Consider the following 19785-nt stretch of genomic DNA (forward strand, 5'->3'; position numbering starts at 1 on the left):
TTAGCGTGGAAGTGTACCCAAGCACTGGCCCAGGCGCGATGTTCATGGCGTTAAACGGTGGATTTAGGTCGTGCAAATGTTGCCAATAGCTGACGGTGGCTGAAACGGCATCGGCCGTGATGGCATATTTTCAAGGCGTCTACGCGCTACAATGTGGCTTTTGCCAACCATCGAGGTGTGCGCTTTGACTGCTCCAGGTCCTTTGAATTCCACTGCTGGCTCGCTTTTTGTGGTGGCGACGCCCATTGGCAACCTGGACGACATCAGTGCCCGGGCGCTGAAGGTGTTGCGCGAGGTGAAATTGATCGCGGCAGAAGACACGCGGCACTCCCAACGGTTGATGCAGCATTTTGGTATCAGCACGCCATTAGCGGCCTGCCACGAACACAACGAACGTGAAGAGGGAAGTCGCTTTATCACGCGTCTCTTGGCGGGTGATGACGTGGCGCTGATTTCCGACGCGGGCACGCCCCTGATTTCCGATCCTGGTTACCACCTGGTCCGCCAGGCGCGCGCCGCTGGTATCAATGTAGTGCCTGTTCCAGGAGCCTGCGCGCTGATTGCTGCATTATCGGCGGCCGGGTTGCCCTCGGACCGCTTTATCTTTGAAGGTTTCCTGCCCGCCAAGGCCGTAGGGCGTCGGGCGCGTCTGCAGGCACTTAAAGAAGAGCCGCGTACCCTGATCTTCTATGAGGCCCCGCATCGCATCCTTGAATGCCTGCAAGACATGGAGCTGGTGTTCGGCGGCGAGCGCCTGGCCTTGTTGGCCCGGGAGTTGACCAAGACTTTCGAAACCCTCAAGGGATTGCCGCTGGAGGAGCTGCGAGCGTTTGTTGAGGGCGACAGCAATCAACAGCGTGGCGAATGCGTGGTGCTGGTAGCAGGCTGGACCGCGCCGGAGAATGAAGACGCAGTGGGCAGCGAGGCCATGCGTGTCCTCGATTTGTTGCTCAAGGAAATGCCGCTCAAGCGCGCCGCCGCCTTGGCTGCGGAAATTACCGGCGTGCGTAAGAATGTGTTGTATCAGGTCGCGCTGGATAAACAGAAGGCCGAATAGTTCCAGGGGCAAATCTGTATTTCGTCTGAACGTGATGGCAATGCTGCACTTTTAATACTTGTCCTCAAGCCGTCGTGCCGTTAACCTTCGCGGCGGAGAGTCGATTGGACAGTCGCTGCCCTCTATGAAAATTAGGGGGGGGAGGAAAGTCCGGGCTCCATAGGGCGAAGTGCCAGGTAATGCCTGGGAGGCGTGAGCCTACGGAAAGTGCCACAGAAAATAACCGCCTAAGCACTTCGGTGCCGGTAAGGGTGAAAAGGTGCGGTAAGAGCGCACCGCACGACTGGCAACAGTTCGTGGCTAGGTAAACCCCACTTGGAGCAAGACCAAATAGGGTCCCAAGGCGTGGCCCGCGCTGGGACCGGGTAGGTTGCTAAAGATGTCCAGTGATGGCCATCGTAGACGAATGACTGTTCAAGACAGAACCCGGCTTACAGATCGACTCTCCACCTTTTTTCCTTGCGTTCGACTCTCGAGCGCAAACCCGGTAGTAACGCAAGAATCCCTCCCTGCCAAATCATTGGCAGATGCATCTTCGTAATACCAAAAAAATCTTACTCTTAATAAATTACTTTAACTTTAGGCCCTAGCTCTTTGAGCTATTTGCTGTTGTTGAGTCAAAAACATCGCCAAACTCTCGTTTCTCCTCCTTTTACCCTCCTAAATCTCCGTTCTGTAAGGCTTTTCCTTGAATCCGCGCCTTGACGGTGTGGTAGGCGCATTCCTATAGTGTGCGCAAGTGGCGGAAAGTGGCACAAAGTGGGTTTTTTGAACGTAAAACGCTAAAATTTGGAGAAACGCATCTGTGTTTCGCGGAGCTAACGCTATCAGTCTCGATGCAAAAGGCCGTCTCGCTATGCCGAGCCGGTATCGTGACGAGCTCATTTCGCGAAGTTCAGGGCAGTTAATCATCACGATTGACGCCGTTGACCCTTGTTTGTGTGTTTACCCCCTCGATGAGTGGGAGTTGATTGAAACCAAGTTGCGCGCGCTGCCTTCATTGCGTGAAGAAAACCGCCGCCTCCAGCGCTTGCTGATCGGTAATGCCGTCGACCTTGAACTCGATGGCAGCGGTCGTTTCCTGGTGCCGCCGCGACTGCGCGAGTACGCCAAGCTCGACAAGCGCGCAATGCTGGTAGGCCAACTGAACAAGTTCCAATTGTGGGACGAAGATGCCTGGGATGCTGTGTCTGCAGCGGACCTGGCTGCTATTCAACAACCGGGCGCCATGCCTGATGAACTGCGTGATTTGATCCTGTGACTATTGATAGCGGCTTTAACCACATCACCGTACTGCTTGACGAAGCCGTCGAGGCTCTCGCCGTACGCGCGGATGGCTGCTATGTCGACGGCACATTCGGCAGGGGCGGGCATAGCGGGTTGATACTCAGCCAGCTCGGGTCCGACGGCAAACTCCTCGGGTTCGACAAAGACCCTCAAGCGATTGCCACCGGGCAAGCGCTAGCGGCCGAAGACGGCCGCTTTGTCGTTGTGCAGCGCAGCTTTGCCGAGCTGGGTGCCGAAGTTGCCGAGCGCGGCATGGCGGGCAAGGTGGCCGGGGTTCTGCTCGACCTGGGCGTGTCTTCGCCACAGCTCGATGACCCGGAGCGCGGCTTCAGTTTCATGAACGATGGCCCCCTCGACATGCGCATGGATCCCACTCGTGGGGTCAGTGCCGCACAGTTCATCGCCACCGCGCCGGTGGAAGAAATCGCCCGTGTGTTCAAGGAATATGGTGAAGAGCGCTTCGCCGGTCGCATGGCACGTGCCGTGGTCGAGCGCCGCGAAATCCAGCCGTTCGAACGCACCGCAGATCTGGCCGAAGTGCTGAAGGTCGCCAACCCTGCCTGGGAAAAGGGCAAGAACCCGGCTACCCGCGCGTTCCAGGGCCTGCGCATCCACGTCAACAACGAATTGGGCGATCTGGAAGCCGGCCTCGAAGCCGCTCTGGATGCTTTGGAAGTGGGCGGCCGCCTGGTGGTGATCAGCTTCCACTCCCTGGAAGACCGCATCGTCAAACTGTTCATGCGTCGTCTGGTCAAGGGCGAATCCGATAACCTGCCGCGTAACCTGCCGGTGCGTTTCGAAGCCTTCGTGCCGAAAATCAAAATCCATGGCAAAGCGCAGTTCGCTTCCGAAGCCGAACTCAAGGCCAATCCACGTTCCCGTAGCGCCGTCATGCGTGTTGCGGAGAAATTGCGGTGAGCAAGCTTTTCGCCAAGCCCCTCCCGGGCGGCAGCTTCTTTATGTTGCTGCTGTTTGTCGGCGTGCTGGTATCCGCGATTGCGGTGTCCTACAGCGCCCACTGGAACCGTCAGTTGCTCAATACCCTTTACGGGGAATTGAGCGTGCGTGATAAAGCCCAGGCAGAGTGGGGCCGGTTGATCCTCGAGCAAAGCACCTGGACGGCTCACAGCCGTATCGAAGTGCTGGCCACCGAACAATTGAAGATGCACATCCCTGGCGCGGCTGAAGTCCGCATGGTGGCGCCATGATGAAGCTCGAAGGGGCACTCTACCCATGGCGCTTCCGCCTGATGCTGGGCTTGCTGGCATTGATGGTGGGCGCGATTGTCTGGCGTATCTTCGACCTGCAGGTCGTCGACCGCGACTTCCTGATCGGCCAGGGTGACGCCCGCAGCCTGCGGCATATTCCAATTCCTGCACACCGCGGCCTGATCACCGACCGCAACGGCGAGCCCCTGGCCGTCAGTACCCCGGTGACGACGCTGTGGGCCAACGCTAAAGAGCTGCAAGTTGCCAAGGACAAGTGGCCCGAGCTGGCCGCCGCCCTTGGCCAGGACCGCAAGGCCCTGACCGATCGCCTCGAAGCCCAGGCCAACAAGGAATTCATCTATCTGGTTCGCGGGCTCACACCCGAGCAAGGCCAGCAGGTGCTCGACCTTAAAATCCCCGGTGTCTACGGCATCGAGGAGTTTCGTCGTTTCTACCCGGCCGGTGAAACCACCGCGCACATGGTCGGCTTTACCGATATCGATGATCATGGTCGCGAAGGCGTTGAGCTGGCCTACGACGAATGGCTGGCCGGAGTTCCGGGCAAGCGGCAGGTCATCAAGGATCGGCGCGGCAGGCTGATCAAGGACGTCCAGGTCACCAAGAACGCCAAGGCCGGCAAGCCCTTGGCGTTGTCGATTGACCTGCGTCTGCAATACCTGGCCAACCGCGAGCTGCGTAACGCGATCATCGAGAATGGCGCCAAGGCCGGCAGCCTGGTAATCATGGACGTGAAGACCGGCGAGATCCTCGCCATGGTCAACCAGCCGACCTACAACCCCAACAACCGTCGCAACCTGCAGCCGGCGATGATGCGTAACCGCGCGATGATCGACGTGTTCGAGCCCGGTTCGACCATGAAAGCCATCTCCATGAGCGCTGCCCTGGAAACCGGGCGCTGGAAACCTACCGACAAGGTCGAGGTTTACCCAGGCACCTTGCAACTTGGCAAATACACCATTCGTGACGTATCCCGCAGCGAAGGTCCGGTGCTGGATCTGACAGGCATCCTGATCAATTCCAGTAACGTGGGCATGAGTAAGGTTGCCTTCGACATTGGCGGCGAAACGATCTATCACCTGGCGCAAAAAATCGGTCTGGGGCAACCCACCGGCCTCGATTTCCCGGGTGAGCGCGTGGGCAACCTGCCGAACTACCGCGAGTGGAGAAAGGCCGAGACTGCCACGCTGTCCTATGGCTATGGCCTGTCGGTGACCGCCATCCAGTTGGCCCACGCTTTCTCGGTGTTGGCCAATAACGGTCGCATGGTGCCGCTGAGCCTGATCCATGTGGATGAACCGCCGAAAGCCAACCAGGTCATTCCGGAAAAAGTCGCCAAGACCATCCAGGGAATGCTGCAACAAGTGATCGAAGCACCGCGTGGCGTATTCCGCGCCCAGGTGCCGGCGTACCACGTTGCAGGCAAGTCCGGTACGGCCCGTAAGACCTCGGTGGGCACCAAGGGCTATGCCGAAAACTCCTACCGTTCGCTGTTCGCCGGCTTTGGCCCGATGAGCGATCCACGCTACGCCATCGTCGTGGTGATCGACGAGCCTAGTAAAGCCGGTTACTTCGGTGGCCTGGTTTCGGCGCCGGTGTTCAGCAAAGTGATGTCCGGCACCCTGCGTCTGATGAACATCACGCCGGACAACCTGCCGCCGACTCAACAAGCCAACGCCGGCCCACCGGCTGCCGCTGTCAAAGCCAATGGAGGGCGCGGCTGATGTCTCTTAGTCTGAACAAGATTTTTGCCCATGCCGGCCACGATCTGCTGATTCGTGAGCTGACCCTGGACAGCCGCAATGTGCGTGCCGGTGACCTGTTCCTGGCGGTACCCGGCGGCAAGCTCGATGGCCGTGCGCATATCGCCGATGCCCTGCAACGCGGTGCGGCTGCGGTTGCCTATGAAGTGCAAGGCGCCACCGTGCTGCCGATCACCGATGTGCCGTTGATTCCGGTCAAGGGCCTGGCTGCGCAGCTTTCTGACATCGCCGGGCGTTTTTACGGTGACCCGAGCCGCCAGCTCAACCTGGTGGGCGTGACTGGCACCAATGGCAAGACCAGCGTGACCCAATTGGTCGCCCAGGCGTTGGACCTGCTGGGTCAGCACTGCGGCATCGTCGGCACCCTCGGCACCGGTTTCTATGGCGCGCTGCAAAGCGGCCTGCACACCACGCCAAACCCGATTGCCGTGCAAGCGACCCTGGCCGACCTGAAAAAGGCCGGCGCCAAGGCGGTTGCCATGGAAGTGTCTTCTCACGGTCTGGACCAAGGGCGTGTCACTGCTCTGGCCTTTGATGTGGCGGTGATGACCAACCTGTCCCGCGATCACCTAGACTACCACGGCACCATGGAGGCGTACGCCGCCGCCAAGGCCAAGCTGTTTGCCTGGAATGACCTGAAGTGCCGGGTGGTCAACCTCGACGACGCGTTTGGCCGCCAACTGGCGGGCGAAGACAGCGACGCGCGCCTGATCAGCTATAGCCTGCAAGATGCCAGTGCCTACCTGTATTGCCGCGAAGCCCAATTCAATGATGAAGGCGTGCGTGCCACATTGGTGACGCCGCAGGGCGAGCACCACTTGCGCAGCACCTTGCTCGGGCGGTTCAACCTGAGCAACGTGCTCGCCGCTATCGGTGCATTGCTGGGCCTGGACTACGCCCTGGATGAAATCCTGCGGGTACTGCCGAAGCTGGAAGGCCCGGCCGGTCGCATGCAGCGCCTGGGTGGCGGCACGCAACCGTTGGTGGTGGTCGATTACGCCCACACACCGGATGCCCTGGAAAAAGTCCTCGAAGCCCTGCGCCCACATGCCAAAGGCAAACTGCTGTGCCTGTTCGGTTGCGGCGGTGATCGCGATCGCGGCAAGCGCCCATTGATGGCCGAAATTGTCGAGCGCTTGGCCGATGGCGTACTCGTCACCGACGACAACCCGCGCAGCGAAGACCCGAGCCAGATTTTCGACGACATCCGTGTCGGTTTCAAAGACGCCTCCAAGGTCACGTTTGTGGCTGGTCGCGGCGCCGCCATTGCCCAGCTGATCGCCAGTGCCGGCGCGGACGACGTAGTGGTGCTCGCGGGTAAAGGCCACGAGGACTATCAGGAAATCAACGGTGAGCGCCATGCCTTCTCCGATCTGGTCGAGGCGGATCACGCCCTGACCGCCTGGGAGGTCGCCCATGCTTAAAGCGATGACGTTCAGCGAACTGGCCCAGGCCCTGTCGGCCCGTGTGCTGTCGAACGACTGCACATTCAACGGCGTCAGTATCGACAGCCGTAACATCCAGCCGGGGCAGCTGTTTGTCGCCCTGGCCGGCCCGCGTTTCGATGGTCACGACTACCTCAACGACGTTGCCGCCAAAGGTGCCGTCGGTGCCCTGGTGCAGCGTGAAGTGGCCGATTCTGCCTTGCCGCAATTGCTGGTAGCCGATACCCGCCTGGCCCTGGGCCAACTGGGTGCGCTTAACCGTGCCGCTTTTGATAAGCCGGTGGCGGCCATTACCGGTTCCAGCGGCAAGACCACGGTCAAGGAACTGCTTGCTGGCGTCCTGCGTACGCGCGGGCCGGTGCTCGCGACTCGTGGCAACCTCAACAATGATTTCGGCGCACCGCTGACCCTGCTCGAACTGGCCCCGGAACACACGGCGGCAGTGATTGAACTGGGGGCTTCGCGCATCGGCGAAATCGCCTACACCGTGGCGCTGACCCAGCCTCACGTGGCGATCATCAACAACGCCGGGACCGCCCATGTCGGAGAGTTCGGTGGTCCGGAAAAAATCGTCGAAGCCAAGGGTGAAATCCTTGAGGGGCTCGACGCCTCGGGCACTGCGGTACTGAACCTGGATGACAAGGCGTTCGAGACCTGGCGTGTACGCGCCGCCGGTCGCAAGGTGCTGACGTTTGCGGTGCTCAATGCTGCGGCCGACTTCCATGCTTCAAATATCACCGTCGACGCCCGCGGTTGCCCGTCCTTCACCTTGCATACCCCGCAAGGCAGCGAACATGTGCAGCTGAACCTGCTGGGCAACCATAACGTTGCCAACGCCCTGGCCGCCGCCGCCGCCGCCCATGCCCTGGGCGTGTCGCTGTTCGGTATCGCTACAGGCCTGGGCGCGGTGCAGCCGGTCAAGGGCCGCACTGTGGCGCAATTGGCTGCCAACGGCATGCGCGTGATTGATGACACCTACAACGCCAACCAGTCCTCGGTCTGCGCCGCCATAGATCTGCTCAAGGGTTTCGATGGCCGCAAAGTACTGGTGCTGGGCGATATCGCCGAGCTGGGCGACTGGGCCGAACAGTCCCATCGCGAAGTGGGTGCCTACGCCAGCGGCAAGGCCGACGCGCTCTACGCGGTCGGCCCGAACATGACTCACGCCGTGAGCGCCTTCGGTCCCGGTGCGCGGCATTTTTCGACGCAAGCTGAATTGATCCAGGCGTTGACGGCGGCTGAGCATGACAAACACACAACCATTTTGATCAAGGGATCGCGCAGCGCGGTGATGGAAAACGTCGTCGCAGCCTTGTGTGGCTCAAGTACGGAGAAACATTAATGCTGCTGCTGCTGGCTGAGTATCTGCAACAGTTCCACAAAGGCTTCGCGGTCTTCCAGTACCTGACCCTGCGCGGGATCCTGGGTGTGCTGACCGCGCTGTCTTTGTCGCTGTTTTTAGGGCCGTGGATGATCCGCACCCTGCAGAACCTGCAAATTGGTCAATCGGTTCGTAATGACGGCCCGCAGTCGCACCTGTCCAAGTCCGGTACTCCGACCATGGGCGGCGCGCTGATCCTGTCGTCCATCGGCGTCAGCACCTTGCTCTGGGCCGACCTGCATAACCGCTACGTGTGGGTGGTGCTGCTGGTGACCCTGCTGTTCGGCGCCATCGGCTGGGTGGATGACTACCGCAAAGTGATCGAGAAAAACTCCAAGGGGCTGCCAAGCCGCTGGAAGTATTTCTGGCAGTCGGTGTTCGGCCTGGCCGCCGCGATCTTCCTGTACACCACCGCGCCAAGTGCCGTGGAAACCACCTTGATCATCCCGATGCTCAAGGATGTGAGCATCCCGCTGGGCGTCGGTTTTGTGGTGCTGACCTACTTCGTGATTGTCGGCTCCAGCAACGCGGTGAACCTGACAGATGGCCTCGACGGCCTGGCGATCATGCCGACGGTGATGGTGGGCGGCGCGCTCGGCATCTTCTGCTACCTCTCCGGTAACGTGAAATTCGCTGAATACCTGCTGATCCCTTATGTACCGGGCGCCGGTGAGCTGATCGTGTTCTGCGGCGCGCTGATCGGTGCCGGCCTGGGGTTCCTGTGGTTCAACACCTACCCGGCACAAGTCTTCATGGGCGACGTCGGCGCACTGGCGCTGGGCGCCGCTCTGGGCACCATCGCGGTGATCGTTCGTCAGGAAATCGTACTGTTCATCATGGGCGGCGTGTTCGTGATGGAAACCCTGTCGGTGGTCATCCAGGTGGCGTCCTTCAAGTTGACCGGGCGCCGCGTGTTCCGCATGGCGCCGATTCACCACCACTTTGAACTCAAGGGCTGGCCCGAGCCACGCGTGATTGTCCGCTTCTGGATCATCACCGTGATTCTGGTACTGGTCGGCCTTGCCACCCTGAAACTGAGGTAGAAACGAGTGTCCCTGATCGCTTCAGACCACTTCCGCATTGTTGTCGGCCTCGGCAAGAGCGGCATGTCCCTGGTTCGCTTCCTGGCGAACCGGGGCACGTCGTTTGCCGTGGCCGATACGCGGGAAAATCCACCGGAGCTGGTCACGCTGCGCCGTGACTACCCGCACGTGGAAGTGCGTTGTGGCGAGCTGGATGTCGAGTTTCTGTGCCGTGCCGACGAGCTCTACGTGAGCCCGGGCCTGGCCCTGGCGACACCGGCCCTGCAAGCGGCTGCGGCCCGTGGCGTGAAGCTGTCTGGCGATATCGACCTGTTCGCACGCAACGCGAAGGCGCCGATCGTAGCTATCAGCGGTTCCAACGCCAAAAGCACCGTCACCACCCTGGTCGGCGAGATGGCCGCGGCGGCGGGCAAGCGTGTGGCCGTCGGCGGCAATCTTGGCGTGCCGGCGCTGGACCTGCTCAGCGACGACGTCGAGCTGTACGTGATGGAATTGTCGAGCTTCCAGCTGGAAACCACCCACGACCTGGGCGCTGAAGTGGCGACGGTATTGAACGTCAGCGAAGACCATATGGACCGCTACAGCGGCCTGCCGGCTTATCACCGGGCCAAGCACCGGATCTTCCGTGGCGCCAAGCAATTTGTAGTCAACCGCCAGGATGCCCTGAGCCGTCCGCTGATAGGCGAGGGCATGCCCTGCTGGACCTTCGGCCTGGGCAAACCGGACTTCAAAGGCTTTGGCATTCGTGAAGAGAACGGCGAGAAGTACCTGGCGTTCGAATTCCAGAACCTGATGCCGGTACGCGAACTGAAAATCCGTGGCGCACACAACCAGTCCAATGCCCTGGCGGCCTTGGCGCTCGGTCACGCGGTTGGCCTGCCATTCGACGCCATGCTCGCGAGCCTGCGCACGTTTGCCGGGCTTGAGCATCGCTGCCAGTGGGTGCGCGACCTCAATGACGTCAGCTATTACAACGACTCCAAAGCCACCAACGTCGGTGCAGCCCTGGCGGCCATCGAAGGCCTGGGTGCCGATATCGACGGCAAGCTGGTGCTGATCGCCGGTGGTGATGGCAAGGGTGCCGACTTCAAGGACCTTAAAGCTCCAGTGGCCGCCCATTGCCGCGCCGTGGTGCTGATGGGCCGCGATTCGGACCTGATCGCCGCCGCCCTCGGTGACGCTGTGCCGCAAGTACGCGCAGCTTCCCTGGACGACGCCGTTGCCCAGTGCAAAGCCCTGGCCCAGCCTGGCGATGCGGTGTTGCTGTCGCCCGCGTGCGCCAGCTTCGACATGTTCAAGAACTATGAAGAGCGCGGCCAGCTGTTCGCCCGCGCCGTGGAGGCTTTGGCATGAGCCTCAACCTGAGAAACATCATCAAGCCATACCCGTCGCCGATCATTACCGGGCGCGGCATTGACCTTGATTTTCCTATGCTCGCCGGTTGCCTGGCACTGCTCGGCCTGGGCCTGGTGATGATCACCTCGGCGTCCTCCGAAGTGGCTGCCGTGCAGTCGGGCAACACGCTGTACATGATGATCCGCCACCTGGTGTACCTGGTGATCGGCCTGGGCGCCTGCATCGTCACCATGATGATCCCGATTGCCACCTGGCAACGCCTGGGTTGGCTGATGCTGATCGGTGCGTTCGGCTTGCTGGTCATGGTGATCGTGCCGGGCATTGGCCGCGAGGTGAACGGTTCGATGCGCTGGATCGGCTTCGGCGCGTTCAACGTGCAGCCTTCGGAAATCGCCAAGGTGTTCGTGGTGATCTACCTCGCCGGTTACCTGGTGCGTCGTCAGAAAGAAGTGCGCGAAAGCTGGATGGGCTTCTTCAAGCCGTTCATCGTGCTGCTGCCCATGGCTGGCCTGCTGCTGATGGAGCCCGACTTCGGGGCAACGGTGGTGATGATGGGCGCCGCCGCCGCGATGCTGTTCCTGGGTGGGGTCGGGCTGTTCCGCTTCACCTTGATGGTGGTGCTGGCGGTGGCGGCCGTGACCATCCTGGTACAGGCGCAACCCTACCGGATGGCGCGTCTGATCACCTTTACCGACCCCTGGTCCGACCAGTTCGGCTCCGGCTACCAGTTGACCCAGGCGCTGATCGCTTTCGGTCGCGGCGAGTGGCTGGGTGTGGGCCTGGGCAACAGTGTGCAGAAGCAGTTCTACCTGCCGGAAGCCCACACCGACTTCGTGTTCTCGGTATTGGCCGAGGAGTTGGGTGTGGTGGGTTCGCTGTGCACCGTTGCGTTGTTTGTATTCGTCTGCGTGCGCGCCATGTACATCGGCTTGTGGGCCGAGAAGGCCAAGCAGTTCTTCGCCGCCTACGTTGCCTATGGGTTGGCCTTCCTGTGGATCGGCCAGTTCCTGATCAACATCGGGGTGAACGTCGGCCTGCTGCCGACCAAGGGCCTGACCTTGCCGTTCCTCAGTTACGGCGGCAGTTCGTTGGTGATTTGCTGCGCCTGTCTCGGCTTGTTGCTGCGTATCGAGTGGGAGAGTCGCACCCACCTGGGCAGCGAAGAGATGGAGTTCAGCGAAAGCGACTTCGCCGAGGAGCCGACCCATGGGCGCTAACGTGCTGATCATGGCGGGCGGTACCGGGGGCCATGTGTTCCCGGCCCTGGCCTGCGCCCGTGAATTCCAGAACCGTGGCTACACCGTGCACTGGCTGGGTACGCCCCGTGGCATCGAAAACGAATTGGTGCCCAATGCCGGCTTGCCGCTGCATTTGATCAACGTCACCGGTTTGCGTGGCAAGAGCAAGTTGTCATTGCTCAAGGCGCCGTTCGTGTTGCTCAAGGCGGTCATGCAGGCGCGCAAGATCATTCGCGAGTTGAAGCCGGTGTGTGTGCTCGGCTTTGGCGGTTATGTGACCGGCCCTGGTGGCGTTGCGGCGAAACTCGCGGGCGTGCCGGTGATCGTTCACGAACAGAACGCCGTCGCCGGTACCGCCAACCGCCTGCTGGTGCCATTGGCCGCGCGGGTGTGTGAAGCCTTTCCGAAAACCTTCGCCGCCTCCGACAAGCTTCGCACCACCGGTAACCCGGTACGTACCGAACTGTTCATGGCCATTGCGCGTGACGCGTTGGCGGGGCGCAAGGCTCACCTGCTGATCCTGGGCGGAAGCCTGGGCGCCGAGCCACTGAATAAATTGCTGCCTGAAGCCGTTGCGCAACTTCCTGAGGATGTGCGCCCGGAGATCTTCCATCAGGCCGGCAAGAACCACGATGAAGTCACCGCCGCGCGTTATCGCGAGGCCGGTGTAGAGGCCAATGTACAGCCCTTCATCAAAGACATGGCCCAAGCCTATGGCTGGGCCGACCTGGTGGTCTGCCGCGCTGGTGCGCTGACCGTCAGTGAACTGGCGGCCGCCGGTCTGCCGTCCTTGCTGGTGCCTTTGCCCCACGCCATCGACGATCACCAGACCCGCAACGCCGAATATTTGGCCGGGGAGGGCGCTGCCTTCCTGCTGCCGCAAAGAACGACTGGCGCCGCCGATTTGGCCGCACGCCTGACCGAGGTTTTGATGCAACCGGAACGACTCAACAGCATGGCGAGCACCGCAAGCCGCCTGGCCAAACCTGACGCAACCCGCACCGTGGTCGATATCTGCCTGGAGGTGGCCCATGGTTGAGAATCAGAAAGCCATGCCGCAACCCGAGATGCGCCGCATCCGCCGTATTCACTTCGTCGGTATCGGTGGCGTGGGCATGTGCGGGATTGCCGAAGTGTTGCTGAACCTGGGCTACCAGGTGTCCGGCTCGGACTTGAAAGAGTCGCCGGTCACTGATCGCCTGAAGTCCTTCGGTGCGCAGATCTTTATCGGCCACCGTGCCGAGAACGCTGCCGAGGCCGACGTGCTGGTGGTGTCCAGTGCCGTGAACACCTCCAACCCGGAAGTGGCCACTGCCCTTGAACGCCGTATTCCAGTGGTGCCGCGTGCCGAGATGCTCGCCGAGCTGATGCGCTATCGCCACGGCATCGCCGTCGCCGGTACCCATGGCAAGACCACCACCACCAGCCTGATCGCCTCGGTGTTCGCCGCCGGTGGCCTGGACCCGACCTTCGTCATCGGTGGCCGCCTGAATGCAGCTGGCACCAATGCCCAGCTCGGCACCAGCCGCTACCTGATCGCCGAAGCCGATGAAAGTGACGCGAGCTTCCTGCACCTGCAACCGCTGGTCGCCGTCGTCACCAACATCGACGAAGACCACATGGCGACCTACGACGGTGACTTCAACAAATTGAAGAAAACCTTCGTCGACTTCCTGCACAACCTGCCGTTCTACGGGTTGGCGGTGGTGTGCCTGGACGACCCGGTGGTGCGTGAAATCCTGCCTCAGGTCAAGCGCCCGACCGTGACCTACGGCTTCAGCGAAGATGCCGACGTGCGCGCAATCAATGTGCGCCAGGAAGGCATGCAAACCTTCTTTACCGTGCTGCGCCCCGACCGCGAGCCGCTGGACGTGTCGGTGAACATGCCGGGCAACCACAACGTGCTGAACTCCCTGGCGACCATCTGCATTGCCACCGATGAAGGCGTCAGCGATGAAGCCATCGTCGAGGGCCTGTCGCGCTTTGCCGGTGTGGGCCGTCGCTTCCAGGTCTACGGCCAACTGCCGGTTGAAGGCGGTGACGTGATGCTGGTGGACGACTACGGCCACCACCCGACCGAAGTGGCGGCCGTGATCAAGGCCGTGCGCGGTGGCTGGCCGGAGCGCCGGCTGGTGATGGGGTACCAGCCGCACCGCTACAGCCGCACCCGTGACCTGTACGACGATTTCGTCAATGTACTGGCCGATGCCAACGTGCTGCTGCTGATGGAAGTCTACCCGGCCGGTGAAGAACCGATCCCGGGCGCTGACAGCCGCAAGCTGTGCAACAGCATCCGCCAGCGCGGCCAGTTGGACCCGATCTACATCGAGCGTGGCGTGGACCTGGCGCCTATCGTCAAGCCGCTGCTGCGTGCCGGTGACATCCTGCTGTGCCAGGGCGCCGGTGATATCGGTGGCCTTGCGCCCAAGTTGCTGGCGAGCCCGCTGTTTGCAGCCGCCGCCAAGGGGAAGTCGAAATGACCACTGACTACGGCTCCCTGTTTTCCACCCTTGCGCCTGCCGACTTCGGTCGCGTGGCCGTGCTGTTCGGCGGCAAGAGCGCCGAGCGCGAAGTGTCGCTCAAGTCCGGCAATGCGGTGCTTGAGGCGCTGCAAAGTGCTGGCGTGAATGCCTTCGGTATCGATGTGGGCGATGATTTCCTCGCCCGCCTGCAGGCCGAAAAGATCGACCGCGCCTTTCTCATTCTTCACGGCCGCGGCGGTGAAGACGGCAGCATGCAGGGCCTGCTCGAATGCGCCGGCATCCCTTACACCGGCAGCGGCATCCTCGCGTCGGCCTTGGCGATGGACAAGTTGCGCACCAAGCAGGTGTGGCACAGCCTGGGCATTCCGACCCCGCGTCACGCGGTACTGTGCAGTGAAGACGATTGTATTTCTGCAGCCAAGGAACTGGGCCTGCCTTTGATCGTCAAACCAGCCCATGAAGGCTCCAGTATCGGCATGGCCAAAGTGAACTCGGCCGCCGAATTGATCGACGCATGGAAAGCGGCAAGTACCTACGATTCGCAAGTGTTGGTGGAACAGTGGATTTCCGGTCCCGAGTACACCATCGCCACCCTGCGTGGCCAGGTATTGCCGCCCATCGCTTTGGGCACGCCCCACACCTTTTATGACTACGACGCCAAGTACCTGGCTTCCGATACTCAGTACCGGATCCCATGCGGCCTCGAAGCAACCAAGGAACAAGAATTGATGGACCTCACGGCGAAAGCCTGTGAGGCGCTGGGTATCGCCGGTTGGGCGCGGGCAGACGTGATGCAGGATGACCAAGGGAATTTCTGGTTCCTTGAAGTCAACACCGCACCGGGCATGACCGACCACAGCCTGGTTCCCATGGCAGCCCGTGCCGCCGGTCTGGATTTCCAGCAGTTAGTGCTGGCGATCCTGGCCGACAGCATTGAGCCAAGAGGCTAAACACATGAACGGCGCATCGCTTCGTCATCAGCCCCCACAAGCACCGAGCCGCAAGCCGGTGCCACGGGGTGCAAGCCGAATGGTGGCTAAAGAGCCGATGTCTTCGCGCCTGCCAAAAGCCAACTTTGGTTTTATCAAGGCGCTGTTCTGGCCGGTGCTGCTGGTGGTGTTGGGCTTTGGTACGTACGAAGGCGCGCAGCGCCTGTTGCCGTATGCCGACCGGCCGATCACCAAGATCAGCGTGCAGGGCGACCTGAGCTACATCAGCCAACAAGCGGTACAGCAGCGCATCGGCCCATACCTGGCGGCGAGCTTCTTTACCATCGACCTGGCTGGCATGCGCTCGGAGCTGGAACAAATGCCGTGGATCGCCCACGCCGAAGTTCGCCGTGTATGGCCGGACCAAGTCACGATCCGCCTGGAAGAACAACTGCCCGTGGCCCGTTGGGGCGATGAAGCGCTGTTGAACAACCAGGGCCAGGCGTTCACCCCGCGTGAGCTGGCCAATTATGAACACCTGCCGCAGCTGTTCGGGCCGCAGCGGGCGCAGCAGCAAGTGATGCAGCAGTACCAGGCCTTGAGCCAGATGCTGCGGCCACTGGGCTTCTCCATTGCACGCCTGGAATTGCGTGAGCGGGGCAGCTGGTTTTTGACGACCGGGGCAGGCAGTTCCGGCCCGGGCATCGAGTTGTTGCTGGGACGCGACCGCTTGGTGGAAAAGATGCGCCGCTTTATTGCCATCTATGAAAAAACCTTGAAAGAACAGATTACGAACATTGCGAGCGTCGACCTGCGTTACGCCAACCGCCTGGCCGTCGGCTGGCGTACACCGGCTGCGCCCACGGCAGCACAACCCGCTGTCGCGAAGAATTAAGAAGAGGCAGGACCCATGGCAAACGTGCAAAGCGGCAAAATGATCGTCGGTCTCGATATCGGCACCTCCAAGGTGGTGGCGCTGGTGGGCGAGGTCGGGGAAGACGGCGCGATCGAAATCGTCGGTATTGGCACGCATCCGTCCCGGGGCCTGAAGAAGGGCGTGGTGGTGAACATCGAGTCCACCGTGCAGTCGATCCAGCGCGCCATCGAAGAAGCGCAGCTGATGGCCGGTTGCCGGATTCACTCGGCGTTCGTCGGCGTGGCCGGCAACCACATCCGCAGCCTGAACTCCCACGGCATCGTGGCGATCCGCGACCGTGAAGTCAGCTCGGCCGACCTTGAGCGCGTCCTCGACGCTGCCCAGGCCGTGGCGATCCCGGCGGACCAGCGCGTGCTGCACACCCTGCCGCAGGACTACGTGATCGACAACCAGGAAGGCGTGCGCGAGCCCCTGGGCATGTCGGGCGTGCGTCTGGAAGCCAAGGTTCACGTGGTGACTTGCGCCGTCAACGCCGCACAGAACATTGAAAAATGCGTGCGCCGCTGCGGCCTGGAAATCGACGACATCATTCTCGAGCAGTTGGCCTCGGCCTACTCGGTACTGACCGACGACGAAAAAGAGCTGGGCGTGTGCCTGGTGGACATCGGCGGCGGCACCACCGACATCGCGATCTTCACCGAGGGTGCGATCCGTCACACCGCCGTGATCCCGATTGCCGGCGACCAGGTCACCAACGACATCGCCATGGCGCTGCGCACACCGACCCAGTACGCCGAAGAAATCAAGATCCGCTACGCCTGCGCCCTGGCCAAGCTGGCCGGTGCCGGCGAGACCATCAAGGTGCCAAGCGTCGGTGATCGTCCGCCCCGCGAGCTGTCGCGCCAGGCCCTGGCCGAAGTGGTCGAGCCACGCTACGACGAGCTGTTCACCCTGATCCAGGCTGAACTGCGCCGCAGCGGCTACGAAGATTTGATCCCGGCCGGCATCGTGCTGACCGGTGGCACCTCGAAGATGGAAGGCGCGGTCGAGTTGGCCGAAGAGATCTTCCACATGCCGGTGCGCCTGGGCGTGCCCCATGGCGTGAAAGGCCTGGGCGACGTGGTGCGCAACCCGATTTATTCCACCGGTGTGGGCTTGCTGTTGTACGGGCTGCAAAAGCAGACCGACGGCATCTCCCTGTCGGGCCCGAGCATCCGTGACAGCTACCGCAGTGACGACGAGGCGAAAGCGCCGTTGTTCGAGCGTCTGCAGGCTTGGGTAAAAGGCAATTTCTAAAGATTTACCGCGACACCGCAACACCCGCAGTAAGCAGTAGGCGAAAAAACTAGAGAAAACGAAAGGAGAGGGAAAATGTTTGAACTCGTAGACAACATCCCCGCTAGCCCGGTTATCAAAGTAATCGGTGTCGGCGGTGGCGGCGGCAACGCTGTCAACCACATGGTCAAGAGCAACATTGAAGGCGTTGAGTTCATCTGCGCCAACACTGATGCCCAGGCGCTCAAAAGCATCGGCGCGCGGACCATCCTGCAACTGGGCACAGCGGTGACCAAGGGCCTCGGCGCTGGCGCCAATCCGGAAGTCGGCCGTCAAGCCGCCCTGGAAGACCGCGAGCGTATTGCCGAAGTGCTGCAAGGCACCAACATGGTGTTCATCACCACCGGCATGGGCGGCGGTACCGGTACCGGTGCTGCACCGATCATTGCCGAAGTGGCCAAGGAAATGGGGATTTTGACCGTTGCTGTCGTGACGCGTCCGTTCCCGTTCGAAGGCCGCAAGCGTATGCAGATCGCCGACGAAGGTATCCGTCTGCTGTCTGAAAGCGTCGACTCGTTGATCACCATTCCCAACGAGAAACTGCTGACCATCCTGGGCAAGGATGCCAGCCTGCTGTCCGCCTTCGCCAAGGCTGACGATGTACTGGCCGGTGCCGTTCGCGGTATCTCCGACATCATCAAGCGCCCAGGCATGATCAACGTCGACTTTGCCGACGTACGTACGGTCATGAGCGAAATGGGTATGGCGATGATGGGCACTGGCTGCGCCAGCGGTCCGAACCGTGCACGCGAAGCCACCGAAGCGGCCATCCGCAACCCGTTGCTTGAAGACGTGAACCTGCAAGGTGCACGCGGCATCCTGGTGAACATCACCGCAGGTCCCGACCTGTCCCTGGGTGAGTACTCCGACGTGGGTAGCATCATCGAAGCCTTCGCGTCCGAGCACGCCATGGTCAAGGTGGGTACCGTTATCGATCCGGACATGCGTGATGAACTGCATGTGACCGTGGTTGCGACCGGCCTGGGTGCAAAAATCGAGAAGCCTGTGAAGGTCATCGACAACACCCTGCACACTAGCCAGGCCAGCCAGGCAGCTGCCGCTCCAGCCCCTGCTCGCCAGGAGCTGCCGTCGGTCAACTACCGTGACCTGGATCGTCCGACCGTGATGCGCAACCAGGCTCAGGCCGGTGCTGCGGCGTCCCGTAGCCCGAATCCGCAAGATGACCTGGACTATCTGGACATCCCAGCATTCCTGCGTCGTCAGGCCGATTAATGGAATGTATCAGGGCTATGAAGGTGATTGGTGTTCAGCAAAGGTCTGGTCTGTTATTATCGCCAGCCTTTGTTGATACCAGTTCGCAATTTGCGCTGAAGCGGTCCAAGCCATGATTAAACAACGCACCCTGAAGAATATTATCCGTGCCACAGGTGTAGGTCTGCACTCCGGGGAGAAGGTATACCTGACCCTCAAGCCCGCACCTGTCGACACCGGCATCGTGTTTGTTCGTGCCGACCTGGACCCTGTGGTGCAGATTCCTGCTCGCGCGGAAAACGTTGGCGAAACCACGATGTCGACCACTCTGGTCAACGGTGACGTCAAAGTGGACACGGTGGAGCACTTGCTCTCGGCCATGGCTGGCCTGGGCATCGATAACGCCTACGTCGAGCTCTCCGCGTCCGAAGTCCCGATCATGGATGGCAGCGCTGGACCCTTCGTATTCTTGATTCAATCTGCCGGCCTGGAAGAACAGGACGCAGCCAAGAAGTTCATTCGCATTCTGCGGGAAGTGACAGTAGAAGACGGCGACAAGCGCGCCACCTTCGTCCCGTTCGAAGGCTTTAAAGTGAGCTTTGAGATCGATTTCGATCACCCGGTATTCCGTGACCGCACCCAAAGTGCAAGCGTGGATTTTTCCAGCACTTCGTTCGTAAAAGAAGTCAGCCGCGCCCGTACCTTTGGTTTCATGAGTGACATCGAGTACCTGCGCAAGCACAACCTCGCACTCGGCGGCAGCGTGGAAAACGCCATTGTGGTCGACGCGGATGGTGTACTGAACGAAGACGGCCTTCGCTACGAAGACGAATTCGTGAAGCACAAGATCCTCGATGCAATCGGTGACCTCTACCTGCTGGGCAATAGCCTGATAGGCGAGTTCAAAGGCTTCAAGTCGGGCCACGCCCTTAACAACCAGCTGCTGCGCAAGTTGATTGAGCAGACAGATGCTTGGGAAGTCGTGACCTTCGAAGATGCCAGCACCGCACCGATCTCTTACATGCGTCCCGTTGCGGCGGTGTAAGTAACAACTCTCTTTCTTTAGTTTTGAAAGGCTGCCTTCGGGTGGCCTTTTTTTATGCCTGACGAATATCCAAATGTGGGAGCTGGCTTGCCTGCGATAGCGGCCTGC

17 protein-coding genes and 1 other RNA gene are annotated in these 19785 nt (G+C 61.0%); all 18 read left to right on the forward strand.

The genetic code is table 11. The annotated features are described in order from the left end of the window. The first annotated feature begins 151 nt into the window (after positions 1-151). The 18 genes from rsmI to lpxC all read left to right on the forward strand — a co-directional run bounded on the left by rsmI (position 152) and on the right by lpxC (position 19677). A complete protein-coding gene (gene rsmI, locus CER19_RS16585; RefSeq protein WP_020301255.1) occupies positions 152-1057 on the forward strand; it encodes a 16S rRNA (cytidine(1402)-2'-O)-methyltransferase in 906 nt (301 codons plus the stop codon). Positions 1058-1153: 96 nt separating this feature from the next. Then, an RNA gene (gene rnpB, locus CER19_RS16590) (RNase P RNA component class A) lies at positions 1154-1507 on the forward strand. 355 nt (positions 1508-1862) lie between these two features. Continuing rightward, positions 1863-2318 (forward strand): division/cell wall cluster transcriptional repressor MraZ, encoded by a 456-nt coding sequence (gene mraZ / locus CER19_RS16595; RefSeq protein WP_003171868.1) that lies wholly within the window; start codon positions 1863-1865, stop codon positions 2316-2318. Beyond that, entirely contained in the window at positions 2315-3262 is a 948-nt protein-coding gene (gene rsmH / locus CER19_RS16600; RefSeq protein ID WP_165861640.1) for a 16S rRNA (cytosine(1402)-N(4))-methyltransferase RsmH, read from the forward strand. The genes mraZ and rsmH overlap by 4 nt, the downstream gene beginning before the upstream one ends. Then, positions 3259-3552 carry a cell division protein FtsL gene (ftsL, locus tag CER19_RS16605; protein ID WP_003188663.1) on the forward strand — a complete coding sequence of 98 codons (294 nt, stop codon included), beginning with the start codon at positions 3259-3261 and terminating at the stop codon, positions 3550-3552. Before rsmH ends, ftsL begins: the two co-directional genes overlap by 4 nt. After that, a complete protein-coding gene (locus tag CER19_RS16610; RefSeq protein WP_164699553.1) occupies positions 3552-5294 on the forward strand; it encodes a penicillin-binding protein 2 in 1743 nt (580 codons plus the stop codon). The genes ftsL and CER19_RS16610 overlap by 1 nt, the downstream gene beginning before the upstream one ends. Then, complete coding sequence (locus tag CER19_RS16615) at positions 5294-6757, forward strand: UDP-N-acetylmuramoyl-L-alanyl-D-glutamate--2,6-diaminopimelate ligase (protein WP_116667178.1); 1464 nt, start codon at positions 5294-5296, stop codon at positions 6755-6757. Before CER19_RS16610 ends, CER19_RS16615 begins: the two co-directional genes overlap by 1 nt. Further along, complete coding sequence (murF, locus tag CER19_RS16620) at positions 6750-8120, forward strand: UDP-N-acetylmuramoyl-tripeptide--D-alanyl-D-alanine ligase (RefSeq protein ID WP_116667179.1); 1371 nt, start codon at positions 6750-6752, stop codon at positions 8118-8120. The genes CER19_RS16615 and murF overlap by 8 nt, the downstream gene beginning before the upstream one ends. Further along, positions 8120-9202 carry a phospho-N-acetylmuramoyl-pentapeptide-transferase gene (gene mraY / locus CER19_RS16625; protein ID WP_003188670.1) on the forward strand — a complete coding sequence of 361 codons (1083 nt, stop codon included), beginning with the start codon at positions 8120-8122 and terminating at the stop codon, positions 9200-9202. Before murF ends, mraY begins: the two co-directional genes overlap by 1 nt. Positions 9203-9208: 6 nt before the next feature. Then, positions 9209-10555, forward strand: coding sequence for a UDP-N-acetylmuramoyl-L-alanine--D-glutamate ligase (murD, locus tag CER19_RS16630; RefSeq protein ID WP_116667180.1), 1347 nt, complete (start codon positions 9209-9211; stop codon positions 10553-10555). Then, a complete protein-coding gene (ftsW, locus tag CER19_RS16635) occupies positions 10552-11775 on the forward strand; it encodes a putative lipid II flippase FtsW (RefSeq protein ID WP_003188673.1) in 1224 nt (407 codons plus the stop codon). Before murD ends, ftsW begins: the two co-directional genes overlap by 4 nt. Next, the gene (gene murG, locus CER19_RS16640) at positions 11765-12835 is read left to right on the forward strand and encodes an undecaprenyldiphospho-muramoylpentapeptide beta-N-acetylglucosaminyltransferase (RefSeq protein ID WP_003188675.1); all 1071 of its coding nucleotides are present in this window, start codon (positions 11765-11767) and stop codon (positions 12833-12835) included. Before ftsW ends, murG begins: the two co-directional genes overlap by 11 nt. After that, complete coding sequence (gene murC, locus CER19_RS16645; RefSeq protein WP_116667181.1) at positions 12828-14276, forward strand: UDP-N-acetylmuramate--L-alanine ligase; 1449 nt, start codon at positions 12828-12830, stop codon at positions 14274-14276. The genes murG and murC overlap by 8 nt, the downstream gene beginning before the upstream one ends. Continuing rightward, positions 14273-15229 (forward strand): D-alanine--D-alanine ligase, encoded by a 957-nt coding sequence (locus tag CER19_RS16650; protein WP_014716974.1) that lies wholly within the window; start codon positions 14273-14275, stop codon positions 15227-15229. The genes murC and CER19_RS16650 overlap by 4 nt, the downstream gene beginning before the upstream one ends. 4 nt (positions 15230-15233) lie before the next feature. After that, positions 15234-16103 (forward strand): cell division protein FtsQ/DivIB, encoded by an 870-nt coding sequence (locus CER19_RS16655; RefSeq protein ID WP_116667182.1) that lies wholly within the window; start codon positions 15234-15236, stop codon positions 16101-16103. Between the two features lie 15 nt (positions 16104-16118). Next, positions 16119-17381 carry a cell division protein FtsA gene (gene ftsA, locus CER19_RS16660; RefSeq protein ID WP_003188682.1) on the forward strand — a complete coding sequence of 421 codons (1263 nt, stop codon included), beginning with the start codon at positions 16119-16121 and terminating at the stop codon, positions 17379-17381. A 75-nt stretch (positions 17382-17456) separates the two neighbouring features. Continuing rightward, positions 17457-18653, forward strand: a complete 1197-nt coding sequence (gene ftsZ, locus CER19_RS16665) for a cell division protein FtsZ (protein ID WP_003188685.1) — start codon at positions 17457-17459, stop codon at positions 18651-18653. A 112-nt stretch (positions 18654-18765) separates the two neighbouring features. After that, positions 18766-19677: a UDP-3-O-acyl-N-acetylglucosamine deacetylase gene (gene lpxC, locus CER19_RS16670; RefSeq protein WP_003171886.1), complete on the forward strand. Its 912-nt coding sequence runs from the start codon at positions 18766-18768 to the stop codon at positions 19675-19677. Positions 19678-19785: the final 108 nt, after the last annotated feature.

Source organism: Pseudomonas sp. GL93, from assembly GCF_003408955.1.
Lineage (GTDB): Bacteria > Pseudomonadota > Gammaproteobacteria > Pseudomonadales > Pseudomonadaceae > Aquipseudomonas > Aquipseudomonas paracarnis.

What these genes read in the sequence shown, in the direction of transcription:
- rsmI (WP_020301255.1), top strand. Translation starts at nt 152, where the DNA reads ATGTGGCTTTTGCCAACCATCGAGGTGTGCGCTTTGACTGCTCCAGGT.
- CER19_RS16610 (WP_164699553.1), top strand. Translation starts at nt 3,552, where the DNA reads ATGAAGCTCGAAGGGGCACTCTACCCATGGCGCTTCCGCCTGATGCTG.
- CER19_RS16615 (WP_116667178.1), top strand. Translation starts at nt 5,294, where the DNA reads ATGTCTCTTAGTCTGAACAAGATTTTTGCCCATGCCGGCCACGATCTG.
- murF (WP_116667179.1), top strand. Translation starts at nt 6,750, where the DNA reads ATGCTTAAAGCGATGACGTTCAGCGAACTGGCCCAGGCCCTGTCGGCC.
- mraY (WP_003188670.1), top strand. Translation starts at nt 8,120, where the DNA reads ATGCTGCTGCTGCTGGCTGAGTATCTGCAACAGTTCCACAAAGGCTTC.
- ftsW (WP_003188673.1), top strand. Translation starts at nt 10,552, where the DNA reads ATGAGCCTCAACCTGAGAAACATCATCAAGCCATACCCGTCGCCGATC.
- murG (WP_003188675.1), top strand. Translation starts at nt 11,765, where the DNA reads ATGGGCGCTAACGTGCTGATCATGGCGGGCGGTACCGGGGGCCATGTG.
- murC (WP_116667181.1), top strand. Translation starts at nt 12,828, where the DNA reads ATGGTTGAGAATCAGAAAGCCATGCCGCAACCCGAGATGCGCCGCATC.
- CER19_RS16650 (WP_014716974.1), top strand. Translation starts at nt 14,273, where the DNA reads ATGACCACTGACTACGGCTCCCTGTTTTCCACCCTTGCGCCTGCCGAC.
- CER19_RS16655 (WP_116667182.1), top strand. Translation starts at nt 15,234, where the DNA reads ATGAACGGCGCATCGCTTCGTCATCAGCCCCCACAAGCACCGAGCCGC.
- ftsA (WP_003188682.1), top strand. Translation starts at nt 16,119, where the DNA reads ATGGCAAACGTGCAAAGCGGCAAAATGATCGTCGGTCTCGATATCGGC.
- ftsZ (WP_003188685.1), top strand. Translation starts at nt 17,457, where the DNA reads ATGTTTGAACTCGTAGACAACATCCCCGCTAGCCCGGTTATCAAAGTA.
- lpxC (WP_003171886.1), top strand. Translation starts at nt 18,766, where the DNA reads ATGATTAAACAACGCACCCTGAAGAATATTATCCGTGCCACAGGTGTA.